Below are 23,041 nucleotides of genomic sequence, written 5' to 3'. Positions count from 1 at the left end.
AGGCGGTACGGAGAGGGAGAGTCGAGGCCGGGGGGGGGGGGGGGGGCGTGGGGGGGCCACAGGGGGGGCCGAACGGCCGCGCCGCCCGGCCCCCCCCCCCCCGCAAACCCCCCCCCCACGCGGGGGGGGGGGGGCCGCCCGCTCCGCGGCCCCCCCCACCGGTCAGGCGTCGGTGAAGTCGGCGATCACATCGAGCGTGGACTCGACCGAGTTGAGCTGGGTGTTCAGGTGCTTGATCCACCCGGCCCTTGGGCTGGAGAGCGGCGTGCGGGGCGACGGTTGCGGTGATGAAGCGGCGGATCTCGGTGAGCTTGCCGCGGATGACCGCGACCTCGTATGCCTGGAGTTCGGCGGGGTCGGCGCAGAACTTGTAGCCGTCCGGCCGGGTCCAGATCAGCGGCGGCCAGCCGCGTTCGGTGATGGTGTCCCGCAGGCAGGCCAGGCCCGAGCGGGTCTGGTGGGGCGACAGCTCGCCGGCTCTGACCAGCTGGACGAAGGTCAGACCGGCCGGCCGTGCCTCGAACAGCACGAACCGGACGGTGTCGGTGTGCCGTTGGGCGGCTGCTGATCTGCGCTCGGAGGCGCGCGGCACGGTTACTCGCCTTGCAGGAGCTTGGCCAGTTCGCCGTCGACGTCGACCTTGCCGGTGTCGACGGCCGTTTCGATCCAGTCCAGCGTCGCTCGAACGCGGGCGACGTTCTCGTGCACGATCGTGCGTTCGTCGTCGCCGAGCTGGCGGTCTCGCATGCCCGGGACGACCCGGCCGGCGGCCGCGACGAACGCGTGGCAGGCGGTGACCAGGTCCAGGAACTCCACCGACCGGTCGATGCTGCGGATCGCCGGAGCGACCGGGCTGGTCTCCTCAAAGTGCTCGCGGGCCTGCCGGCCCCGCTCGACCTGGGCGTGGTTGACCTGGTGGCGGGCGGTGTCGTCCGACATCGCCCGGAAGGCGACGTCCGGGCGCCGAAGCAGGCCGGTGGTCACCTTCGCGGCGACGTGTTCGTCGCGGGTCAGCTCCTCGACGACCCGGACCTTGTCCTCCTGATTGACCTGGGCGACCACCGCCGGGCGCCGCAGCAGGTCGCTGGTGACGGTGGCGGCGACCTCCTCGTCGGTGGCCAGGGTGTGGATCGCGCTGATTTTCTCCTGTGGGGTGACCGGACGCTCGACCTGCCGGCCGACCCTCCGGTTCGCCCCGTCGGGCGTCCAACGGGCCTTGCCCTTGGGCGGGCTGGTGATCGCGTTGAACCGTTCATCGTCGTCCGTGATGGACGCCAGGATCTGGTGGACGGTGAAGGACACTCCCGAGATCCGGCGGTCCTTCGGCCACTTCGACGCGGTCCACCGGGCCTTGTCCACCATCGCGTAGGACAGCCCGATGTCCTCGGCCAGGCGGAACAGCGAGTCCTTGACCGTGAACAGCCCGTCGCTCCGCTCCTGGCCGCCGGACTCGCGCATCGGCTCCACCTCCAACGCGTAGTCGCCGATCGTGAACTGGATACGGCTGGCGGTCTCCACCAGTTTCCGCAGCTCGGCCACGATCTCCGCGTACCGGTTCGCACTGACACAGCCGACCTTGTCCGCGATCTCTGTCTCTTCGGGCATGGCATCCACCACCCATTGCGGGGCCGGGGCACGGCCCCGAGGCCGTGACAAGACCCGGCCCGCATCTGAGAACGAGAGTCAGACCGCAAATCCTATGATCACAATGAATGACCGGAAGTAACCGGAATCTGATCGAAGATGCGGTTCGGATGCGTTCGCGATGCGGTCACTGTGACCGTTCGCCGAACGTTTCCTTCCGGGCCCGCCAGGCCCTCGTGACGCACCGCCGCGAGCAGTAGACGGCGTTCGAACGGCGGTCCACCCCGGCCACCCAAGTAGCCCCGCACTCGGGGCACTTGGCCTGACCCACGCCGCTCAACTCCGCGGCCACCCGCTTGCGCAGCCGGCGGCTGCGACGCCACTGCCTGGAACGACATGCCGCCGAGCAGTACACGGCCGTCGGCCGTGCTTCCGGCCTCAGCCGTTCACCGCAGCCCGCACACACCCGCTCTCCGGCTTGCCCGGCGCCCTCGGACACCCCGCCAGCCTAGGCCCCAAAGCTACTCAAAAACCGGGATCAGAAACAGCCACTGACGTCGGCCCGCCGTGCGCTGGCGGCGCACGAACACCGCTTCGGAACGGACTACCCCATCACGCTGGCGGCACGGAGCCTGCTCAGCAACATCCTGCACGCGGTCGGCGCGTACCGGGAAGCCATCGAACAGGCGGAGGCCGTCAGGGAATGGCGCGAGCGGGTACTCGGCCCGGAGCACCCCTGGACGGCGGTGATCAGGGAGAAGCTCGCGCGATACCGGCGTTCCCTGGCGCAGGCGACGCCACCCGCCCCGAGCTGATACGCGGCGTTCCGCCGCCAGTTCAGGACGCTGAGCCGGCCACCGGTACGGTCTCCGTGAGCCACACGGGCCCGTCTCCGCACATCACCTCGACGCCGTCCGCCCGCTCCAGCGACGTACGCAGAACCCGCAGCCGACGGCCGTCCACGGTGGCGACCGGGCCGGACCGTCCCGAACTGCCGAACCTGCCGGCGCGCACCTGGTTGTGGATCTCTTCTCTGCCGTTGCTCCAGTCGATCCGCGAGAACTCGGGCTCCATCCATCCCGCGTACGTGGCGGCCCCCTCCTCCTGCGGTGTACCGGGGGACCCGGTGACGGCCCGCGAGAGCGCGAGCGGCAGGAGCCGCCCGATGCATCGGTCGACCTCTTCCCACAGCAAGCGGGGGACGACATCGTCGCCCAGCGCGATCCCCGCCTCCTGGGCCAGAATCCCGCCGGAGTCGAACGCGCTCTCCATCCAGTGGATGCTGACGCCGATCTCCTTGTCGCCGTTCCTGATCGCCCAATTGACCGGAAGAGGACCTCGGTATTTCGGCAGCATCGACGTGTGCACATTGATCGCGCCCAGACGCGTCGACCGAAGGACCGCCGGAGGCAGCTTCCAGGGGAAGCCGTAGCAGACGATGAGATCGGCCCGGTACCCCTCGATGATGTGCGGCAGCATGTCCTTCCGGCCCGGGATCAGCAGATCCATCCCGTCCGGCAGCGCGTCGACGATCTCGCCCACGACATCCCCCGCACCGCTCCGTGTCGGCCCGCCCGGCCGCAGTGACCGTGCGTGCAGAAAGGCGACGGGCACGTGTCCGGCCCGCTCGCAGACGCCGCGCAGCAGGGCAAAACCCTGCGCGGAGTAGGAAATCAGGAGGACGCGCATACCTCGCCTTTGATTCGTGACCGGCGTTCGACGGAACCTCTCACACCCCGGCCCCGGACGTTCCCCTGTACTCCGCCGCACTCCATGACGCCATGTCAGGTCTGCTCCTCGGCCGGGTTCGGCGGCGGTAACGGGGCGACATGACCGCTGAAGAAGTCGGCCAACGGCTCACCGGACCGATGCATCTCCTGGATCGCCTGCCTGCACTCGGAGACGGTATGCGGATCGTCACAGCGGATGCCGCCGGCGAGCTTTCCCTCGTCGTCGTAGAGCACCTCGTACATCACCCAGGGACCGAGCACGACGAGCTCCGGCAGCGTGCGCCGCTCCTCGTACCGCCGGATTCCGTCCCGTCCGAGGACCCTCGTGTCCTCACCGCACCGGGCCTTCAGGTGCAGCAGGTGGAGTTCCCACTGGAGGTACGGGGAGAGGGGCTCCTCCACGCAGCGCACGCGGTGGACGGTGAAGCCGCTTCCGGCGATGCGGCCGAAGTACTCCTCGTAATGACCCCGCTGTCCCTCAAGCAGCGCCAGGGACTTCTCCCAGTCCCCACGGTGGAACGCTTCCCAGCTCTCCACCCCGGGCTCCTGAAAGCTCTGCTGACGTTCGAGCTTCCAGAACCCCTCGGGGCCGCAACGCCAGAAATAGCGGTCGAAGTCCTCCATGTAGTCGTCCAGTGCGAGACGCCGACCGGGGCCGTCGGCCCACGGGCTACGCATCGGGGAGGTCCGCCTTCGCCGCGACGGCCGTCCTGCGGGGGATGACGACGATCCGCTCGTCCGGAGCGACGGCGAGTCCCGGGGGAAGGCGGGTCAGGTAGGAATCGGTGAGGTCACGGCCCACGACGGCGATGTCACCGTTCTCCAGTTCCCAGACGTCCGGGCAACCCTGCTCGCCGCCCGTGGTCCCGAGTTCGGCGGGAGATTTTCCCAGGCGGCGCACCAGCGGCGAAGAGGGATCGGCTTCCCAGCCCCGAGTCATCGCGGTCCTCCGTTCAATTTTCTCCGAAGGTAACGGAAAACACACCTGGAGTGAGATCGGGAAACGACTTCCGGCCAGGCGAACGCGGGGCCGCGCCACCCCGCATCGGCCCGACGGTCGGACGCCCGTACGGTTCGCGGCGAGGGCGGGCAGAAGGGGCGGAGAGGACTTCAGGAGGGCCGGGGGCTCACCTCGGCCCAGACCGTCTTGCCGCTCGGCGGGTACGGCTCGGTGCCCCAGCGGTCGGCGAGGGCCGTGACCAGGATCAGACCGCGGCCCGACTCGCTGTCGTCAGGTGTGTCGAAGGCCCCTGTCAGCACGAGGGGTTGCTCGCCGCGCGCGTCGGTGACCGCGACGCGTACGGTGCCGGCCGCCGCGTGGAGAGTAAGCGCGAGCTGGAAGTCGCGACCCTGGACGCGGCCGTGGAACACCGCGTTGGCGGCGAGTTCGGCGACGATCTGCTCCACACGTTCGGTGACGCGGGGTGACACCTGCCAGGTGCGGAGTTGCTCGACGGCGAGCAGCCGGGCGAGCCGGGCGCCGCGACGGGTGGAGGACAGCCGCTGCACGAAAGCGTGTACGGGGGCTGCGATGTGGGGCGTGGGGGCGTTCATGGGGCCACCGTGGCGGGCGGGCGGGGCCGTGTTCCAGGGGCGAGGCCCGTACGCTGGGTCACCGTACGGGCACATTCGGTGGACGGTACGTCGGTCCGGCGGTCACTATGGGTGAGTTGATCGTGAGGAACGGCGCACGTACGCACCTGGAGGTGGCCGCGGATGACCGACGGTACGGAGAGCACGGATCACGGTGATGTGACGGCCTGTGAGGTGGAGCGGGAGCCTGATCCCTCGGACAGTCTGCGGACCTTCGGGGCTGTCGTCCAGGCTCTGCGCGAGCACGCCGGGTTCAGCAGGGCGGACTTCGGGGACCTGGTCCGGTTCTCCAAGCACACGGTGGAGTCGGTGGAGTTGGGGCGCCGGATGCCGGACGAGTCGTTCGTGGAGCTGGCGGAGGAGGCGTTGGGCAACACGGGCGCGCTGCGGAAGTCGGCGAAGTTCCTCACGCGGGGGGAGGCGGGGCTGGCCGCGTGGTTCCGGCGGTGGGCCCGGCTGGAGAAGATCGCGGTCAGTCTGTGCACGTACGAGTGCCGGCTGGTGCCGGGGTTGTTGCAGTCGGAGGGGTACATGCGCGCCCTCTGTGAGGAGGATATTCCGCCTCTCTCGGACGATGCCCTGGAGGCCACTGTGCGGGCCCGCCTGGAGCGTCAGAGTCTGTTGAGGGAGCGCCCCAACACCACGTTCGACTTTGTGGTGGAAGAGGCCGTGTTCATGCGCTTCCTTGGGGGCGTTGAGGTCACGAGGGACCTGCTGGGCCATGTCGTTGAGACTGTGGCTGCGAGGAACATCACGCTCCAGATCATGCCTGCGAACAGCGAGCATCACGCGTGCCTGGCCGGCCCGCTTCAACTGCTGGAAACCCCTGACGGCAGCTGGCGCGGATACTCGGAAGGGCAGGAGAACGGCCGTCTCATCGCCGACTCGCAAGAGGTCAGCAGACTGCACATGCGCTATGCGAGACTGCGTTCGCAGGCCCTCTCTCCGAAGGATTCCGTGGGCCTGCTTGAGCAGATGCGAGGAGCGCTATGAGCAGTACGACAGGCCTCGACTGGTTCAAGTCCAGCCACAGCAGCGCGCAGGGCGACAGCTGCGTGGAGATCGCCGTCACCGAACAGGCCATCCACGTGAGGGACTCCAAGGACGTGACCCGCCCGCACTTCTTCGTCGGCCGCGACGGATGGACATCGTTCGTGCGGGACGCGGCGCGCGGCTGAGTCCTCCGGGCGGGCCCAGCCTCAGCCGGCATCGGGTCGGGCCTCGTGTCGGGGGCCCTGGCCCGGGGGTGGCGTGAGGGTGGAGGTGTGGTTCTCGCCATCGATCAGCGGGGTCTCCAGAGTGAGCCCGGCCTCTGCCATGCGGTCGTACTCGGCGAGGACCAGACACTTGGTGCGGTACTCGCCGTACTTGGCGATCTCGTTGTTCTTGAGGCCGCCGTTCTCCGCCTGGAAGGACTCCAGGATGTAGTCGGCATCTTCGTGGGAGACGCCGTAGAGGTGGAAGAAGTAGGCGTCCAGTTCTGCGCGGAGTTGGGTGCGGCGGTCCTCTTTCCAGGCGAAGGGGGCGCCTTCATCGCCGAGGCCGATGGCTAGGGGCTCCATTTCCCAAGAGGCGTAGACGAGTTCGCGGGTGCGGAGGGTGAGGAAGCTGGTGTGCCGCGCCATGCTGTCGGGGGACTGGCCTGCTGACTGTACGTCACCGATGCTTCTCTGATAGTTGTTTCAACGGGGTACGGGCGTAGGCCCGTGGCGGTGTCCCTCCGGCACCGCGGGGAGGACGCAGATGAGCGGCACCACTCGGGACGAGGTCCTCACCGTCGAGCAGAAGGCGGTGGACCACGCGTACGACTGCTACACCGCGAAACTCGCCGAGCTGAGCGGCGGTTCGGCGGCCACCGCTTCGGCGAGCGGCAAGGACGGGATCGCCAACCGGGCGCAGGCGGACGCCTGGGCCGAGGCGTACGGAGGGCTCGGGGACGAGGCCCTGGTCTTCGCCCGCGTCGACGCACCGGAAGACCCGGGCGGAGCCGCCCGGCCGTGGTACATCGGGCGTCGAGGCGTGAAGGACAGTGTGAACGACCCGGTGGTCGTGCTGTGGACCAGCCGTCTGGCGAAGGAGTGGATCGACGCCAGGCCCGAGAACCCGGGAGAGGTGGTCCTGCGCCGTCAGCTCCGCTGCGTGCAGCGGGTCGTCGAGAGTTACTTCGACGAGATCGCCCTGGCGGTGCCCGCTACCGAGCCCGCCACCGAGCCCGTCGCCGAGCCCTCGGCCCTGCCCGAGCCCGTCGCCGTACCGGAGCTCGTCGCCGTACCGGAGCCCGTCGCCGTACCCGAACCCGTGGTCGTGCCGGAGCCCGTCGCCGTACCCGAACCCGTGGTCGTGCCGGGGCCCGTCGTCGTACCGGGGCCCAGGCAGGCCGCCGACGGCGACAGCGAGGCGGGGGAGGCGGAGGAGGCCGGCGGGTCCCCCGCCGCGGAGCGCCCGCAGGCTCCCACCCCCGGCGACCTCGCCCGAAGACGGCGCCGGAAACCCCTCCAGCCGGACGACTTCCTGCTGCGCGAACTCCAGCGCTCGCGCAGCGGGCGTATGCGGGACATCGTCGAGACCATCCGCCGTGACCAGATGGACCTGGTCACCGGCTCCCCCTCGGACATCCTCGTCGTGCAGGGCGGCCCCGGCACCGGAAAGTCGGCGGTCGGCCTCCACCGCGTGACCTGGCTCGTCAACAACGAGCACTTCAAGGCCCAGGACATCCTCGTCATCGGCCCCCACCAGCGGTTCCTCGACTACGTCGGCCGGGTTCTCCCCACCCTCGGCACCCGGGACGTCAACGCCGTCCAGCTCGACCGCCTGTGGGAGGGCGAGACCCGCGGCACCGACTCCCCGCAGGCGCGGCTCGTGAAGTCGGACGAGCGCATGGCGGCCGTCCTGCGGCGTCGTGTCGAGCACGACTACCTCCCCGAAGCCCTCGACGACCTCACCGTCGTCCCCGCCTTCGAAGGCGACGAGCCCGCCGTCGTCGTCACCGCGGGGAGCATGACCCTGCGCGTACCGCGGTCCGAGGTCCTCGCCCTCCTCGGACAGGCGCATGGCGGCGACGGGCCGTACCGGGGCCGCCGGGACCGTTTCCGGGGCCTGCTCGTCGACCGCCTCCTCCTGGAACTCGCCGACATCGCGCCCCGGCGCGGACAGGCCGGTACGATCCGCCGCGACCTGGAGCGCAACCGCCGGGTCGAGCGCCTCGTCGAACGCGTCTGGCCGTCACCGGGCCCCCGGGAGGCCCTGCGCAGCCTCTACGACTCGCCCGACCTCCTGCGCGTCTGCGCCGACGGCATCCTCAACGAGGACGAGCAGGCGGCCCTGCTGCGTGCCCGCGCCGCCAGCGCCGACGACGACCCCTGGACGCTCGACGACCACGTCTGCCTCGAAGAGCTACAGGTCCTCATCAGCGGGGCCACGCCGCGGCGGTACGGGCACATCGTCGTCGACGAGGCGCAGGACCTCACCCCCATGCAGGCCCGCGCGCTGCGGCGGCGCTGCGCCGTCAACAGTTCCATGACGGTCCTGGGCGATCTCGCACAGGCGACGGGCCCGCACATCCCGACGAGCTGGGACCGTACCGCCGTACTCCTGTCCGACCACGGGGACTGGCGCGTGGCCGAACTCAACACGAGCTACCGCGTCCCTGCCGAGATCATGGAGTTCGTCGCCCCGCTCGCGCACGCGGTCGCGCCGGCCCTGCCCTATCCGCAGGCCGTGCGGGAGGCGGGCGAGGACGCCGTACGAACGGTGGCGACCGAGCCGTGGAAGCTCCTGGACGACACGGTCGCCCAGGTGACCCGCCTGGTCGGCACCAGCGACGGCAGCACCCTTCGTTCCGTCGCCGTCATCGTCCCCGACGACTCGGACTGGCTGGACGCGATCAGCCGCAGGATCGACGAGGGCGACGACATCCGCGAGCAGAACCGCGAGGCCGTCTCCGTCCTGACCGCCACCCAGGCCAAGGGCATGGAGTACGACCACGTCCTGGTCGTCGAGCCCGCCACCATCGCCGAACGAGGCCCCGCCGGGCTGAGACAGCTCTACGTGGCGCTGACCCGCAGCACCCAGAGCCTCACCGTCCTGCACACCGCCCCGCTCCCGAAGGAGCTCGTCGGCTCCGGTGACGGCGGGGAACCGGTGGCATCCGCCGCCCGGCCGGAGGATACGGCGGGACGGCTTCCCCGGATCGGCACCGATGTCAGGGTCGAGGTCGTGGATCGGGCTCCTGGCGGTCGCTACAAGGTCGAGCCGCTCTCTCCCGAGATCGACCGGCCGCTCGTTCTGACCGTCCGCCACGGATCGGTTCCCCCGCGACGCGGCGACAAGCTGGACTGCTGGGTGTTCGCGAATGAGACGAACCAGACCGTTCTCACCGTCGGCCAGCGGGGCCGGTCGCCCGTCTCCCCGAGGATGGCGGAACGCTACAACGCGGCACTGGACGTGCTCGACGAGCTGATCGAGAGCGACGGCGACGTGCCCGACGCGCGCGGCAGACTCTCCGAGCTGCAAGGGATGGCCAACCGCATCCTCCGGAGGGACCAGGCCGACTGGGTCGATGTGCTCCACCTGTTCGACTCCCCGGACAGGGACAAGCTGGGCGTTCTGCGCGACCTCGCCGCGACGACCAACCGCGCCCTCAAGGAAGGCACCTTGGACACCGGCCGTCTCCAGGAGAACCTGACGGCCTCCGGCTGGACGGAGACCCTGGCCGCAGCACGACGGGCGCTCCGGAGCCGCTACGCCGATGACGTACGGCCGGACTCCGGTGACGCGGAGCCCGCTGACGTACGGCCGGAGTCCGGTGACGCGGAGCCCGCTGACGTACGGCCGGAGTCCGGTGACGCGGAGCCCGCCGGCGTACGGCCGGACTCCAGTGACGCGGAGCCCGTCGCCCCACAGCAGCCCGAGCAGAAGGACGAAGAGCAGATGGCCCTCGCGGAAAGCACCACAGCACCGGCTTCGACCACGAAGGCAGGCTTCCTGCGTGCGCTGGAGGCATCGGCCGAAGCCGACCGGACGTGCAAGAAGCATGAGGCGGTCCGTCATGCCCTGAAGTCGTCCCTGTTCTGGGTCGACCTCCAGCCGACCGACTCGCCGATCGTCGACGTCAGTTGCATCACCGAGCGCGGCCTGTTCCTCTACGAGGCGCTGGGGGCCGGCCGCTCCACGTACGAGGACCTCCGCTCGGGAGCGACCCGCCTGCTGGAGATCAACCACACCCTGCCCGCACGGGCCGACGGCCTCTATCTGGTCCTGCCCGAGCCTCCGGCCGAGGAGTGGTCCGCGGATACCGTCCGCGACATCTTCAACGTCCACGTCATCTGGCGAAGCCCCGAAGGATGGGGCGGACAGGACACGGACATCGCGCTCGGCACCTCCGGGACGTGACCGGTCCGGAGTCAGGGGCCCGGCACGCGCCTGAGCCCGGCGGCGAGCGGGGTGCTCGCCGCCGGGCCGGGGTGCTCGCCGTTCCCCGTCCCCACGGGTGCGGCGAGTGCGGGGCCGATACCGCCATGGTGGCCCCGGTCCGAGGGGGTGGCCGCCGGAGAGAGACGGCCACCGAGGGCTACTTGCTGAGTACGAGTTCGGGGCTGTCCTGGTCCACCTGTGCCGCGGGAGCCGGGTGGTTGCGGGTGATGGCTTCTCCTTCGATGTCGATGCCGGGCAGGATCCGGTCGAGCCATCGGGGCAGGCGCCAGGCGCGGTCGCCGAGGAGGGCGAGGACGGCGGGCACGATGGCCATGCGGACGACGAAGGCGTCGAAGAGGACGGCGATGGCCAGCCCGAAGCCGATCATCTTGATCATGGACTCGCTGGCGCCGACGAATCCGGCGAAGACCGCCATCATGATCAGTGCGGCGGCGACGACGACGCGGGCGCTGGTGCGGAATCCGGAGACGATGGCCTGTGCGGGCCGTTCACCGTGGACGTACGCCTCGCGGATCCGGGAGACGAGGAAGACCTCGTAGTCCATGGCGAGGCCGAACACGATGCCCACCAGGAAGATCGGCATCATGGACATGATCGGGCCGGTCTGTTCGACGCCGAGGAGTTCGGCGCCGTGGCCGTACTGGAAGACGGAGACGACCACGCCGAGCGAGGCCAGTACGGAGAGCAGATAGCCCAGGGCTGCCTTCAGCGGTACGAGGAGGGAGCGGAAGACCAGGAGGAGCAGGACGATCGCGAGGCCGACCACGACGATCAGGTAGGGCACCAGCGCGTCCTGGAACCTCTTCGCGACGTCGATGTTCATCGCGGTGCTGCCGGTGACCTCGTAGGTGGCGCCGGACTGCTCCTCGATGCCGGAGCGTTCGGCGCGGATGGTCTTGACCAGGTCGATCGTCTTGGAGTCGGTGGGGCTGGTGGCGGGGGTGGCGGAGAGGATCGCCGCGTCGCGGGCCTCGTTGAACTGCGCGGGGGAGACGGAGACAACGCCCGGGGTGTCCGCGATGCGCTTGCTGATCACGGTGGCGGCGGCCTGGGGGTCGTCGGCGCCCTTGGTGTCCACGACGATGGTCAGGGGGCCGTTGAAGCCGGGGCCGAAGCCGTCGGCGAGGGCGTCGTAGGCGCGGCGTTCGGTGGTGGAGGTGGGCTTGGCCTCGTCGCCGGGCATGCCCAGTTGGAGGTCGGCGGCCGGTACGGCGAGTACGCCCAGGCCCACGACGCCGAGCAGCAGCACGGGCAGGGGGTGGCGGATGACCAGGCGTGCCCAGCGGCTGCCGCCGTTCTCCGCGTTGCCCGCGCTGTCCTTCTTCGTGCGGCGGGGCGTGCGGCCCTTGCGGATACGGCGTGCGAGGACGGCGTCGGGCCAGAAGCCCAGCAGGGCGGGGACCAGGGTGAGGCAGATGAGGACGGCGACGAGGACGGCGCCGGCCGCGGTGAGGCCCATTTTGGTGAGCATCGGGATGCCGACCACCGACAGTCCGGCCAGTGCGATGACAACGGTCAGGCCGGCGAAGACCACGGCGGATCCGGCGGTGCCGACGGCCATTCCCGCGGCTTCCCTCGGCGCGCGGCCCTTTCCGCGTTCCTCGCGGTAGCGGGAGACGACGAACAGGGCGTAGTCGATGCCGCAGGCCAGGCCCAGCATGGAGGCGAGGGTTCCGCTGGTCAGGGAGAGTCCGAAGGTGCTGCCCAGGGCGATGATGGCGGTCATGCTGACGGCGACGCCGATGATCGCGGTCAGCAGCGGCAGCCCGGCCGCGGCCATGGAGCCGAAGGTGATCAGCAGGACGACCGCGGCGACCGCGATGCCGATCATCTCGGCGGAGCCGCCGGCGGCGGGCTGTGTGGCCAGGGCGTCTCCGCCGATCTCGACGGTCAGGCCCGCGTCGCGGGCCTGGTCGACGGCGCGTTCGAGGTGTTCCTTGCCGGCGTCGGTCAGGTCGGCGGCCGGGGTTTTGAAGGAGACGGTGGCGTAGGCGGTGGTGCCGTCCTCGCTGACCGCCTTCGCCTGGAAGGGGTTGACCGCGCCGGCCACCTGCGGGCCGTCCGCGGCCTCGGCGACCAGGTCGTCGATCACGGCCTTGTTGTCGGCGGCGGTCACCTTCTCACCGCCCGGCGCGATGAACACGATGCGGGCGCTCGCCCCGTCGGCGGCCGAGCCGGGGAAGCGCTCGTCCAGGAGGTCGAACGCCTTCTGGGACTCGATGCCCGGCATGGCGAACCCGTCATCGGGAGAGGCCGGGGCCTTCATGGCCGCGAAGCCGACAGCGCCCAGGACGGCTATCCACAGGAAGGTGACGCACCATCGCCACCGGAAAGAGATGCGGCCCAGGTGAAACAGGAAAGTTGCCATGGCGGTGAGAAAGCCTCCACATCGGCGGTGCAAGACAGGGGAAGAGAGGCTTTCTCCGTCGGGGAACATGTCCGCGTCGGCCGGGGATCCGGCCGCGGTGTGCCTCATTGACCTCCACGATCCCGTCCGGCGGACGCCGCCACGAGGGAGCACCCTCCCGAACCCGTGGTGTAGCCGGCTACACCACACCGCGAGCACCACCCCACGAGCTCTGAATCGCGGTGCCCTCTGGAACGCGGTGCCCTCTGGAACGTGGTGTCACTCCGGCGACCGTGACTCACATATGCGAGCCGGGAGCGGGTGAGAGGTACGATCGCGAGGTGAACGCAGGACCGCGTACGACGACGAGGGACATCGCACGGGCCGCCGTGCGGTCGGAGCTGGCTCAGGTGGCCTACGGCCTGATCCGCCGCGAGGGCTTCGAGCAGGTGACCGTCAACGACCTCGCCGCGGCGGCGGGAGTGTCCCGTAGCACCTTCCTGCGGTACTTCGGCACCAAGGAGGACGCCGTCCTCGGCGCCGTCGAGGCCCAGGGCGAACAGCTCGCCGACGCCCTGCGCGCCCGCCCGGCCGACGAGGACGACTGGACGGCGCTACGGCGCTCACTGGACGCCCTCGTCACGCCCTACCGGCAGGACCCGGCCGAGGCGCTCGCCACGGCCCGTCTCATCATGGGCACCCCGGCCCTCTGCTCGCGGCAGCGGGAGAAACAGCACAAGTGGCGCCCGGCGCTGCTCCAGGCCCTCACCGAGCGCACCGACCCGCCACGGCCCGAGACGCTGGCGCTGTCGGTGAAGGCCGGCGCGGCGCTGGAGTGCCTGAACATCGCCGTGGACCACTGGATCGCGTCCGACGGCCGCCAGGACCTCGTCGGTCTCCTGGACGAAGCCTTCGCCACGCTCACGCTCGCCGGGTGACACCGGGCGCCCGGTGGCCGGTGGCCGGTGGTCGTCCACGCGCGCGTTCAGGGGTTCAGCACGGTGCCGGCGAAGTCCAGCGCCAGGTCCTGGGTGTGCTGGACGGGGAGCGGGGGGTCTTCGAACCAGTCGTCGGTGGCCTCCGGGTGCGGCCCCACGACGGCGACCCGGCCCGCGCCGTACGACGTGACGAGCGCGGCGACCCGGTCGTTCGTGTACGTGGCGAGGACCGTCGTGTCCGCGTCGGAACCGAGTGAGAAGTACGGGCCGTCCTGGAAGAAGACGGTACGGGGCCGCCCGCGCCACTCGACCTCGACCAGGGTGTTCTCCTCGTCGTGGACCGTGGCGCCCTCTGTGCGGATGTACTGGCCGACCTCGCCGGAGAGCAGACCGAACCCCTCGTCCTGCCCGGCCAGATAGCCGCCGAGACAGAACCCCAGGTAACAGCCGCCGTGTCTGACGAAGTGACGGATCGCCTTCTTGTGCTGCTTGAGATCCTGGTACGCGGGCGTCAGGTCACCGCCTCCGGGCTGCGCGTACAGCCGGGCCCGCGCCAGCGCGTCCTTGGACAGGGGGAGTTCTCCCTGCGGTCCGACGGCGCGGACGTCCAGCCCCCAGGGGCCGTCGGCGAGCAGCTTGATCACCGTGTCGGCGCAGTCCATGTCCTCCTGGGTGGGGCCCCGGTGGACGAGCGCCAGCGGGCGCGTCCCGGTGGACCGGGCGTCGGACGGCGCGGACGGGCGGGGAACGCCGAGGGTATGGCGCACGGAATCGAGAATTCCGGTGGACTTCATGGTTCCTCACCAAGGTGTCGTGCGCGGGTTCCCCGTACCGGTCCCCGCCTCGTACGGCGCGCGCCCACCGGGTGCCGGGGACGGGGCCCCGAGGCGGAGCCCCGCCCCCGGACGCGGAGCGGCGACGGTGTGCCCGCTCAGCCGTGACGCGCGGGGGCGACGGCCGTACAGGTGGGGATGCCGGGGCTGAGGATGTCCGCGCGATCGGCGCCGACCACCCCGGTGTGGTCCACCGCCGCCCGCCCGGCGGCGTTCCCGGCGTCGTCGCCGCCCGCCGATGCCGCGTCGGCTCCAGTGGCGGAGAGAGCCGGAGCGCCGAGAACGTCCGGGGCCCGGACAGTGCCGCGCGGTCCATCCATGGTGTTCCTCATCTCCGTGAGGCAGTGGGAACCCCTTTATGGCAGCCGCGCCGCGTCCGGCGCGACAGTCCACCGAGAGGGAACGTTCTTCCCTCACCCGTATGCCGTCGGCTCCCGCCGCACGAGGCGGGAGCGCCGCGCCTGAGAGCCCCGCGCCCGACCCCCGCGCCTCAGAGGGACGTCGCGGTGCGCGCCACCGCGGCCTGAGCCGAGAAGGCCGAGCGGGCGGCCTCCACGGCGGCGGCCGAGAGATAGAGGGTGAGCGACTGTTCGTACCGCACGAGTTTCGTCCCCACCCAGTGGAAGGGGTTCTCAGGACCCTCGTCGGGTGAGGTCTCGGCGCACTGGGCGACCAGGCGCTCGACCCGTCGGAACAGGCCAGGTGAGAGGGCGGCGCGCAGCCGGCCGGTGATGTCCTCCCTGCCCGGCGCGTACCGGTTGCTGGGGAGGTACAGCGTGGCGTCGTCGGGGCGGCCCGGCCGGTGCGAGGTCATGCTCCAGCACAGGGTCGGACGCAGTCCGGCACCGGTGAGCGCGGCCGATCCGTCGACGGCCATGCGCTCGACGAAGTCCGCCGCCGCGTGGCCCGCCGTGTCCGACAACGCGGAAGCGCGCGCCGCGAGTTCGGCGGCGGAGCGCTCGTGCACCGTGGTGTAGAACTTGACCCGCGCGTCGGAGGAGTCCTGAAGGTCGAGGGCGAATATCGCCGGCATCAGGGCGGCGACGCCCGCCGGGTCGTGGCGCCGGACCCAGTCCCACGCGGGGCCGTGGCCCAACCGGCGCAGGGCCTCGCCGATCAGCTCCTGGTGGTGTCCGGGGCCGGCCGCGAAGGTGTCGAAGTAGACCTTGGCCCGGGCGACGCCCTCCGCCCCTGCGGACGCCGCCAGACACATCCCCAGCGTCGCCCGCTCGTCGCGGGGCCGGAAGAGGTCGCCGAGATCCCGGGCACGGGCGAGGTGGGCCACGCCTCGCCGTTCGAGTTCCGCGAGAGTCCGCCGGCCCTCCTCCCAGCTCGCCTCCGCGGTCGAGGGGCCCGCCGCGGCCAGCGGCCGGTAGAAGAGCCGGACATCGACGCGGTCGCCGCTCAGCACCAGCGAGTACTCGAACGGGGCGGGCGCGACGGGCTGTCCGGGCTCGGCGGGGCCGCGCGTGTTGCGGTGGCCCCAGTCGCCGAAGAGCACCGAGACGTTCTCCTCGGCCGACGCGTCGAAGGCGGGGCCCAGTCCGAGGACCTGGCCGAGGTGTCTCAGGCCGCCGACCGCCAGTTCGGCGTAGCCGGGCAGACTGCGGGCGGCCGGGGTCATGAGGTGGCCACGTGCGCCGGCAGGTAGGGCTCGACATCGATCCCCGGGTACATCTCCGCCAGGTGCTTGATGGTCTCCTCGGTCCAGTAGCCGTCGCCGGGAGGCGGGAAGCCCAGCAGATGACGCTGGCGCGGTTCCAGCTCGGTCATCAGGTCGCGGAAAGTCCCCCAGTTGGGGTGCGCGGGCCGCAGCGACCACAGGTGCTTGTCCGTCCAACGGGCCTGCGCACCATGGATGTTGAAGAACAGGGCGAGGCGGCGGCCGAGGCGCTCGTGGTAGGCGGAGCCCCGGTGGACGATGTCCCCCACGAACAGCAGCAGGGAGCCCTTGCCTGCCACGACGGGACGCTCCCGCTCGTAGAGCTCGGGGTACGACTCCTTGCTGTAGGCGCCCGTCCCTTCCGGGGTGAGCAGCGGAAGGCCGAGGTGCGCGGCGCGGTCCACGACATAGGTCGGCGCGGTGTCCTCCGTCACGTCGCTCAGGTAGAGGATGCCGTACACCCGCTGGTAGACGCCGTCGGCGCGGGGATGCACCAGGCTGCTCGCCGCCCACGCGTCGTTGTGCAGCTTCTGGTCGAGGCTCTCGCCGTACGCCGTCCCGTACTTGGCCTGGATGAACGCGCTGGTCATCCGGAGGTCCGAAGTGCCCAGCAACTCCTCCACGACATCGGTCACCCTGGGGTCGAGGGGGTGCCGGTTCAGGGCGTTGCTGGTGAGGGGGAACGGCACCGCGTGCTTGAGGGCCGCGACGTCGTCGGCGGTGCGGTCGCCGGACTCGGGGTCGGGGAAGTACGTTCCGATCGCCTCGACGGCCTCGGACAGGGCGTCCCCCGTCAGGAAGTCGGGGACGAGCGCGTATCCCTTGGCCGCCAGTTCCGCCGCGATGCTCTTGGGGTCCATCGTTACTTTCCCCTCCCGTTGGGGTGGTTCGCTCGGCTCGGCCGCTTGCGCGGGCACGAGATGACGATGTTCTTCTGGAAGGCGTCCAGCCGCATCGATTCGCCGACCGGCCGCCCGTCGACCTCGATCCAGGCATGGGCGGCGAAGGGCATGAGGCTGACGCCGGACACCCAGTCGGGCCAGCGGCCCCGCAGCCGGGCCAGGACCGCCGCCGCGACCGACCGCTCCAGGCAGTACTGACCGGCGGCCCGGCGGCTGACCGAGACGATGTCGCCGCGCGCCCGCAGGGCTTCGGCCCGGGTGGCGGGCCGGGCGCCGCGGCTCAGCCGCCGCAGCGCCCGCTCCATCGCGTACGGGCTCAGGGTGATGAGGACGCGGCCGGCCGCGACGGCCAGCAGCGGGAGCGGACGTCTGTGGAGGGGCAGCGGGGCCCGCGGCTCCAGCGTCATGGGCAGTGACATGTCAGACCAGCACTCCCGTGTCCCGCATCGTGGCGATCAGCTTCTCGACGTCGTCCGGGATCCGGTCCGCCGCCTTCGGATACCGGTCCTGGAGCGTGCTCACGACATCCGCCGTGGACCGTCCGGCGGAGAGCATCTCGAAGACCGAGACCGCCAGTGGATTGAGCCGGAAGTACGTGCCGGACCTCTTGTCCAGGAGTACGGCCGCGTCCTCGTCCTTGGTGAGGACCACATGGGGAGAGATGCTCAGCATGGGAAAGCCAGCCGTCCGTTCGTGAGGGGACCGTCCGGCCGGGCGGCCGGCGTGTCGGCCGCCACCGGCCGCGCAGCCGTCGCGCTTTCGGCGACGGCCCGCATCCAGGTCTCCGCGGCGACGGTGAGTTCCAGGGCGTTCGTCTCGTACTCCGGGCGCATGGTGTCCCGGATGGTCGACCGGAGCCGGTCGATGTCCACCAGGCCGTGCTCCGCGAGCAGCGAGTCCTCGAAGAGACCGGCGAGGGCCTTGCGGTTGCGCGCCAGTCCGCGGTGTACGGACATGCTGAACTCGCCCTTGGTGGAGCGGGAGAGGGCCGACTTCGACGCGTCCACCCGCATCGCGGCCTTGAGCGCGGGCTTGAAGCCCTGGCCCGGCCGCGCCTCCGCGCGGGAGATCGCCAGCGCGGCTTCGAGCACCTTGTCATCCATGTACGGAAGGGACAGCAGGATGCCCTGGTGCTGCATGAGCGCGCGCAGCGGGCCGAGCCGCTGACCGCCGATGCGCTGACCGGCGACGCAGGTGTGCACCGAGCGGGTGGGCGCCTGCGGGGCGCGTCCGGAGTCACCGGCGTGGGCCAGGGCACGGATCGCGTCGACGCCCGCGGCCGTGGACCAGGGCGTCACCCGCAGCTCGGGACCCCAGTTGACGGTCGGGCCGATGGTGTCCGGGCGCGGCAGGTGCAGGCTGCGCAACTGCTCCTCGAACCAGCCCACGTACGACTGCTGCCGCGCCAGCGCGCGCAGTACGGTCGGCAGGCTCCAGCGGCGCAGCCGGGCGAGGTCGCGGATGCCCCGGACCGCTCCGAGCGGGGATGTCGCGTACAGGTCGCTGAAGTAGGAGGGCGCCACCGTGAACAGTTCGTCCCCGCCGAAGCCGCCGACGTGCACGGTGGCCCCGGTGGCCGCGAAGATCCGGGACATGGCGATCTTCCGTGCGCGGTTGCGGATCAGTGTGTACGGCTCGCCGAGTCCGTACGGCACCGACCGGACCAGCCCTTCGTCAGGGTGCCAGATGCCGTCGTACGGGCCGGGGATGTCCTCGGGGCGCAGGACCGTCAGGTCCCGGCCCATCTCCTTGGCGGCGATGGCCGCCCAGTGGGCGTCGTCGTGGTTCGGGTCGATGGTCTGCTCGACGAAGGACCGGAAGCGCGCGCCCTGTTCGGCCATCAGGAAGCAGAGTGACGTCGAGTCCATACCGCCGGACAGGTCCGCCGACAGGCCGTCCGCCGTGGCGACCCTGACGGCCACCGCCTCGTCCAGCGCGGCCCGCAGGCGCGGGGCGCCCTCGCTGATCGGCAGGTCCGAGGGCGGCGGCGTCCACCAGTTGGTGAGTTCGATGCCCTCGCCGGTCACGCGGAGACGCTGGTCGGCGGGGAGCCGCCGTACCCCGGTCCAGTAGGTGCCCTCGGTCAGTCCGTGGTCGAATCCGGGGTGGAGCATGCCCCAGGCCACCATCTCGATCCGCGGGGTGCCGCCGGCCAGCCGGGCCAGGAGCTCCACCGAGTCGGACACCGCGTACGCGTGGGTGTCCTCCCGCCGGGCGTAGCACACCTGGCGCAGGCCGGACGCGCTTCCCTGGACGTACAGGGAGCGGCCGTCCGTGTACAGGATGTGGAAGCTGCCCGGGAGGTCGTGTGCCGCGGCCATGAGGCCGCCGGCGTCGTCGTACCGGTCGAGAAGACGTGCCAGACGTCCCGCTTCGGCATCCGTCTCGCCGAAGAGCGCGAGACGTCTGGCACCGGCTTCCGCAACGATCAGCCGGGAATGCGAGACGTCGGCGACGACCCACGTCCGGCCTGACGCGTAGGTCAGTGTTGCGGTGTCATCGGCCGTTCCTGGGAAACCCGGAAATGCGCCTTCGACGTTTTCTGGGAAAGCGACGAACCACGACGCACCCAACGGTCTCCCCCTTCATGACCGAATGACATGTGCGGTTATCAGATGATGGCTACGCCTTCGCCATCGTTGCTGGCCCAGCCGTACCACATGGTGAGTTCGGAGAACTCGCCGACGGGCAGCATCTCGGGCGCCTCGTATTCAACGATCTCGTTCTCGATCATTTTCTCACTCCTTTACTCGAAGGGCGATGGAAACCCTAACCACGGCCCCGTGGGCGAAGCAAGGAATTTTCCACGGGATAGCCGTTCAGGTGAGGCTGAAATTGACTGGTTTGAAATCAGGGGAACCGAAAGCGGAATATATGGTTCGGTTAATGAAAAAAATGTGGTGACCGCCCTCCTGTGAGGCGGTCACCATGTGGTTCGGGGCGCCGACGCCGGCGTCGCGGGTCCGTGTTCGATTTCAGAGAGGTCAGTGAACGGACGTCGTGCTGGGGTGCCGGGACGGTGTTCCGGCACCGTCGGCCGCCGACGGTTGGCGTGAAGCCGACGCTGTGAGCGCGAGATGTACCTGTAGCGCGCCGGTCCACACGAGTGCCGAACCCAGGAGATGGAGCGTCACCGCCGGCGCGGGCAGGCCCGTCAGCGACTGCACCAGTCCGACCGCGCCCTGCGCCACCACGGCCGCGAGGAAGAACACCGTCGTGCGGCGGGCCCCGGCGAAGCCGTCCCGGGGCAGGGCGTACAGCAGGAAGCCCGCGATCCCCACGACCGCGGCGGCCAGCAACCCGTGGACGGTCGTCACCAGCGCCCAGTCCAGGGGCATCCGGGGCACGTCGGAGGAGTCGCCCGCGTGCGGTCCCGACCCGGTGGCGAGAGTGCCCACCACCAGCAGAAGCGCGTTCACGGCGAGCAGGGCGACCGAGGCGGTACGGCAGGACGGCGGCAACGCGGCAGGCGGCGGCCCGGCCCCGTCGGCCTCCTCGACGTGCCGGGCATGGTGCCAGGTGATCACCGCCGCGGTGAGGAGCAGCATCGCGGCGAGAAAGTGCGCGGCGACGATGTACGGGCTCAGCCGCATCCAGACGGTGACGCCTCCGACCACCGCGTTCAGCACGACGACCCAGAACTGGGCCCAGGCGCCGCGCAGCACCGCCGGCACCGGGGTGCGCTGGAGCCGGGCCGCGATGATGACCCAGCCCACGAAGGCGCACAGGACACCGGTGAGCAGCCGGTTGCCGAACTCGATGACACCGTGCAGTCCCATCTCCGCCGTGGGGGCCAGCGTGCTCCCCGTGCACGTCGGCCACTCCGGGCAGCCCAGGCCGGAGCCCGTGACACGGACGATGCCGCCGGTGACGACGATGGCGATGGCGGCCACCACCGACGTCAGCGCCGCCCGCCGGACGCTGCGCGGGCCGAGCGAGTAGCGGCCGGCCAGCCAGGAGAGAGGGGTCTGCACGAGGGTCCCTTTCCGTGTTCCGGTGCTTCGGGGCGCCAGAGTACGGGGTGGGCCCCGGCGGGCGGGCCGTTCCGGACAGGGGGCACGCAGCCGGCCGGCGGGCCCCGCCGTCACCGCCCCGGAGACGTCACTTCCCCTCCGGGGACGGCCATTCCGGGGACTTCCGCCGCGACGAGATCGGCCGGGAGCCGGAAGACCAGAGAGCCGAAGAGGAAGCCGGCCCCGATCGCGCCGAGCACGATGACGTCGCCGCGCCGGGCCCGGCCCTCATGGGCCAGCCGCCACAACGCCGTCAACGGTGAGGCGGCCGCGGTGTTGCCCAGGGTGTCGGCGGTGACGGGGACACGGTCGGGCTCGGCGCCCGCCATGCGCCCGATGTGCCGTACCAGCTTGGCGTTGGCCTGGTGGACGGCGAAGCCGCTCACCTCGTCCACCGTGACCCCGGCCAGCGAGAGCGCCTCGCTCAGCGACTTCGGCACCCGGGTCATCGCCTCCCGCAGCACCACGTTGCCGTCCATGAAGATGTACGGCGAGCGGGGGGTCTCCGTCGTCGACGTCGGCACCTCCTGGTCGATCCGCCAGGCCGTCGCCATCCGGACGCCGTCCGAGTGGACATGGCCGAGGTCGTAACTGAGCAGGCCGTCCGCGCCGTCCGTCCTGTGGAGCACCACGGCCCCCGCCGCGTCTCCGAAGAAGATCCGCGTGAGGCGGTCCGCCGGGTCGGTGATGCCGGAGCCCCGCTCGGCGCAGACGACCAGCGCGGTCTCCAGCCCCGGTTCCTGGAGGAGGCAGGAGGCCGTGTACATCCCGTACGCCGACGAGGCGCACGCGTGCTGCGTCAGGTCGAGGATCCGCGGGGTCTCTATGCCGAGGCGTTCGGCGAGGCTCACCCCCAGGGACGGCATGATCCAGTCAGGGCTCGTGCACGCGACCACCAGGACGTCGATGGAGCGGGGACCGACACCGGCCGCCGCCATGGCCTTCGCGGCCGACTCGACCGCGAGGTCGAGAACGGTCTCGTGGGATTCGAGGAACCGGCGTTCCCGGATTCCTGTTTTCTCCTCGATCCATTCCGGCGTGGTGTCCAGGGTTTCGCACAGTTCCGCGTTCGTGACGACTTTCCCGGGTAACGCCAGCGCGACGCTGCGCGGACTGACGGGAGCGAGTTCCCACTTGGGCATGACGAAGTCTCCTCGGTGCCGGATTCAGGGTCTTCGGGGTGGTGCGGCGCCTATTTCTCCTCGAACGCCATGCGTACGGAACTCCTCAGGTACGGGCTCGGCGTGGGGCGCTTGTCCAGCGTGATGCCGAACCACTTCTCGTACGCGTCCAGCACCGCGGCGTCGTCGGCGAGTTTCTCCGTCGCGGTCTCCTTTCCGCGGGTGACGGACAGCACGTCGTCCTTGAGCATGACCCAGCCCTCCTCGGTCGGAAGGGAGCAGAACATGTTCTGGAGGAGCATCGAGTCGGGGCTGGTCCGGTACCAGTGGATCACCTGGTCGAAGTCGGACAGGGACGTCGGATCGTCGTAGACGCGGTACTGCGGTTTTCCGTCACGGAGGACGTCGGTGGCGCGCTCGTCGACCTTCCGCACGGAGAACACACCGTGCGGATCGTCCTGTGCCTCCGGAGTGTCCAGGGGGATCGGATACCTGGCGCCCTTGCCGAACCCGACATCGACGAGCCAGCACCGCCCCCCGATGTCCGCCGTGAGCGTCATGTGGTTGTACGGGTCGCGCAGCCGGCCGCCGATCCAGACGCGCGCGTGCCGGAGGCGCACGGTGAAGCCCAAGGCCTCCAGAAGGAAGAAGAAGGCGCTGTTGAGTTCGCCGCAGGCGCCGCCGCGGCGCCGGTGCACGATCTTCTCGACGATCCGCTCGTCCTTGTAGTGGATCTCCTTGCCGAGGTGGTAGTCGAGGCTTTCGAAGGGCACCGACAGCACATGCCGCTCATGGAGGTGGCGCAGCGCGGCAAGGTCGGGCCGTTCCGGCCGCCCGGCCGAGATACGTCGCAGATAGGCGGCCGTCATCACTTCGTCCAGCAT

General features: G+C 70.6%; 23 protein-coding genes and 1 pseudogene. 5 read left to right on the top strand and 19 right to left on the bottom strand.

Annotated elements, in window-relative coordinates:
- Nucleotides 1–162 precede the first annotated feature (162 nt).
- A pseudogene (locus ACFXPL_RS17040) lies at nt 163–592 on the bottom strand (RacP protein).
- A 2-nt stretch (nt 593–594) separates the two neighbouring features.
- Nucleotides 595–1,605: a DUF6192 family protein gene (locus ACFXPL_RS17035; RefSeq protein WP_384919275.1), complete on the bottom strand. Its 1,011-nt coding sequence runs from the start codon at nt 1,603–1,605 to the stop codon at nt 595–597.
- A gap of 530 nt (nt 1,606–2,135) precedes the next feature.
- Between ACFXPL_RS17035 and ACFXPL_RS17030 the strand changes: the two genes are divergently transcribed.
- Nucleotides 2,136–2,399 (top strand): tetratricopeptide repeat protein, encoded by a 264-nt coding sequence (locus tag ACFXPL_RS17030; RefSeq protein WP_384919410.1) that lies wholly within the window; start codon nt 2,136–2,138, stop codon nt 2,397–2,399.
- A gap of 22 nt (nt 2,400–2,421) precedes the next feature.
- On the opposite strand, the gene ACFXPL_RS17025 is transcribed toward ACFXPL_RS17030, so the two are convergent.
- From ACFXPL_RS17025 to ACFXPL_RS17010, 4 genes are all read right to left on the bottom strand, one after another.
- Nucleotides 2,422–3,273, bottom strand: coding sequence for a methionyl-tRNA formyltransferase (locus ACFXPL_RS17025; RefSeq protein ID WP_384919272.1), 852 nt, complete (start codon nt 3,271–3,273; stop codon nt 2,422–2,424).
- 95 nt (nt 3,274–3,368) lie between these two features.
- A complete protein-coding gene (locus ACFXPL_RS17020) occupies nt 3,369–3,992 on the bottom strand; it encodes a DUF6879 family protein (protein ID WP_384919269.1) in 624 nt (207 codons plus the stop codon).
- Nucleotides 3,985–4,254 (bottom strand): hypothetical protein, encoded by a 270-nt coding sequence (locus ACFXPL_RS17015; RefSeq protein WP_384919266.1) that lies wholly within the window; start codon nt 4,252–4,254, stop codon nt 3,985–3,987. Before ACFXPL_RS17015 ends, ACFXPL_RS17020 begins: the two co-directional genes overlap by 8 nt.
- 170 nt (nt 4,255–4,424) lie before the next feature.
- Nucleotides 4,425–4,868, bottom strand: a complete 444-nt coding sequence (locus ACFXPL_RS17010; RefSeq protein ID WP_384919263.1) for an ATP-binding protein — start codon at nt 4,866–4,868, stop codon at nt 4,425–4,427.
- Nucleotides 4,869–5,030: 162 nt separating this feature from the next.
- Here ACFXPL_RS17010 and ACFXPL_RS17005 point away from each other — a divergent pair, with 162 nt between their 5' ends.
- Nucleotides 5,031–5,900 carry a Scr1 family TA system antitoxin-like transcriptional regulator gene (locus ACFXPL_RS17005; protein WP_384919260.1) on the top strand — a complete coding sequence of 290 codons (870 nt, stop codon included), beginning with the start codon at nt 5,031–5,033 and terminating at the stop codon, nt 5,898–5,900.
- A complete protein-coding gene (locus ACFXPL_RS17000) occupies nt 5,897–6,085 on the top strand; it encodes a DUF397 domain-containing protein (protein WP_384919257.1) in 189 nt (62 codons plus the stop codon). The genes ACFXPL_RS17005 and ACFXPL_RS17000 overlap by 4 nt, the downstream gene beginning before the upstream one ends.
- A gap of 21 nt (nt 6,086–6,106) precedes the next feature.
- On the opposite strand, the gene ACFXPL_RS16995 is transcribed toward ACFXPL_RS17000, so the two are convergent.
- A complete protein-coding gene (locus ACFXPL_RS16995) occupies nt 6,107–6,532 on the bottom strand; it encodes a hypothetical protein (protein WP_384919254.1) in 426 nt (141 codons plus the stop codon).
- A 118-nt stretch (nt 6,533–6,650) separates the two neighbouring features.
- Between ACFXPL_RS16995 and ACFXPL_RS16990 the strand changes: the two genes are divergently transcribed.
- Nucleotides 6,651–10,298, top strand: a complete 3,648-nt coding sequence (locus ACFXPL_RS16990) for a HelD family protein (protein ID WP_384919251.1) — start codon at nt 6,651–6,653, stop codon at nt 10,296–10,298.
- Between the two features lie 178 nt (nt 10,299–10,476).
- Here the strand turns inward: ACFXPL_RS16990 and ACFXPL_RS16985 are convergent, their stop codons facing one another.
- Nucleotides 10,477–12,708 (bottom strand): MMPL family transporter, encoded by a 2,232-nt coding sequence (locus ACFXPL_RS16985; protein ID WP_384919248.1) that lies wholly within the window; start codon nt 12,706–12,708, stop codon nt 10,477–10,479.
- Nucleotides 12,709–13,028: 320 nt separating this feature from the next.
- On the opposite strand from ACFXPL_RS16985, the gene ACFXPL_RS16980 reads away from it, so the two are divergent.
- Entirely contained in the window at nt 13,029–13,625 is a 597-nt protein-coding gene (locus ACFXPL_RS16980; protein ID WP_384919245.1) for a TetR/AcrR family transcriptional regulator, read from the top strand.
- A gap of 47 nt (nt 13,626–13,672) precedes the next feature.
- On the opposite strand, the gene ACFXPL_RS16975 is transcribed toward ACFXPL_RS16980, so the two are convergent.
- The 11 genes from ACFXPL_RS16975 to ACFXPL_RS16925 form a co-directional block, all read right to left on the bottom strand.
- Entirely contained in the window at nt 13,673–14,419 is a 747-nt protein-coding gene (locus tag ACFXPL_RS16975) for a BPL-N domain-containing protein (protein ID WP_384919243.1), read from the bottom strand.
- A gap of 137 nt (nt 14,420–14,556) precedes the next feature.
- Nucleotides 14,557–14,778, bottom strand: coding sequence for a hypothetical protein (locus ACFXPL_RS16970; protein ID WP_384919240.1), 222 nt, complete (start codon nt 14,776–14,778; stop codon nt 14,557–14,559).
- Nucleotides 14,779–14,948: 170 nt separating this feature from the next.
- Nucleotides 14,949–16,082, bottom strand: coding sequence for a hypothetical protein (locus ACFXPL_RS16965; protein ID WP_384919237.1), 1,134 nt, complete (start codon nt 16,080–16,082; stop codon nt 14,949–14,951).
- Nucleotides 16,079–16,981 carry a phytanoyl-CoA dioxygenase family protein gene (locus ACFXPL_RS16960; RefSeq protein WP_384919235.1) on the bottom strand — a complete coding sequence of 301 codons (903 nt, stop codon included), beginning with the start codon at nt 16,979–16,981 and terminating at the stop codon, nt 16,079–16,081. Before ACFXPL_RS16960 ends, ACFXPL_RS16965 begins: the two co-directional genes overlap by 4 nt.
- Before the next feature lie 2 nt (nt 16,982–16,983).
- Nucleotides 16,984–17,442 carry a lasso peptide biosynthesis B2 protein gene (locus ACFXPL_RS16955; RefSeq protein WP_384919232.1) on the bottom strand — a complete coding sequence of 153 codons (459 nt, stop codon included), beginning with the start codon at nt 17,440–17,442 and terminating at the stop codon, nt 16,984–16,986.
- A 1-nt stretch (nt 17,443) separates the two neighbouring features.
- Complete coding sequence (locus ACFXPL_RS16950; RefSeq protein WP_384919229.1) at nt 17,444–17,695, bottom strand: lasso peptide biosynthesis PqqD family chaperone; 252 nt, start codon at nt 17,693–17,695, stop codon at nt 17,444–17,446.
- Entirely contained in the window at nt 17,689–19,344 is a 1,656-nt protein-coding gene (locus ACFXPL_RS16945) for an asparagine synthase-related protein (protein ID WP_384919226.1), read from the bottom strand. The genes ACFXPL_RS16950 and ACFXPL_RS16945 overlap by 7 nt, the downstream gene beginning before the upstream one ends.
- A gap of 290 nt (nt 19,345–19,634) precedes the next feature.
- Nucleotides 19,635–19,757 carry a lasso RiPP family leader peptide-containing protein gene (locus ACFXPL_RS16940; protein ID WP_106974329.1) on the bottom strand — a complete coding sequence of 41 codons (123 nt, stop codon included), beginning with the start codon at nt 19,755–19,757 and terminating at the stop codon, nt 19,635–19,637.
- Nucleotides 19,758–20,007: 250 nt separating this feature from the next.
- Complete coding sequence (locus ACFXPL_RS16935) at nt 20,008–20,997, bottom strand: heme A synthase (RefSeq protein WP_384919223.1); 990 nt, start codon at nt 20,995–20,997, stop codon at nt 20,008–20,010.
- A gap of 110 nt (nt 20,998–21,107) precedes the next feature.
- Nucleotides 21,108–22,178, bottom strand: coding sequence for a 3-oxoacyl-ACP synthase III family protein (locus ACFXPL_RS16930; RefSeq protein ID WP_384919220.1), 1,071 nt, complete (start codon nt 22,176–22,178; stop codon nt 21,108–21,110).
- Between the two features lie 50 nt (nt 22,179–22,228).
- Complete coding sequence (locus ACFXPL_RS16925; protein WP_384919217.1) at nt 22,229–23,041, bottom strand: arylamine N-acetyltransferase; 813 nt, start codon at nt 23,039–23,041, stop codon at nt 22,229–22,231.

It is taken from the genome of Streptomyces sp. NPDC059092 (assembly GCF_042756365.1).
Classification (GTDB): domain Bacteria; phylum Actinomycetota; class Actinomycetes; order Streptomycetales; family Streptomycetaceae; genus Streptomyces.
This window is presented reverse-complemented; position numbering and strand designations above follow the sequence as displayed.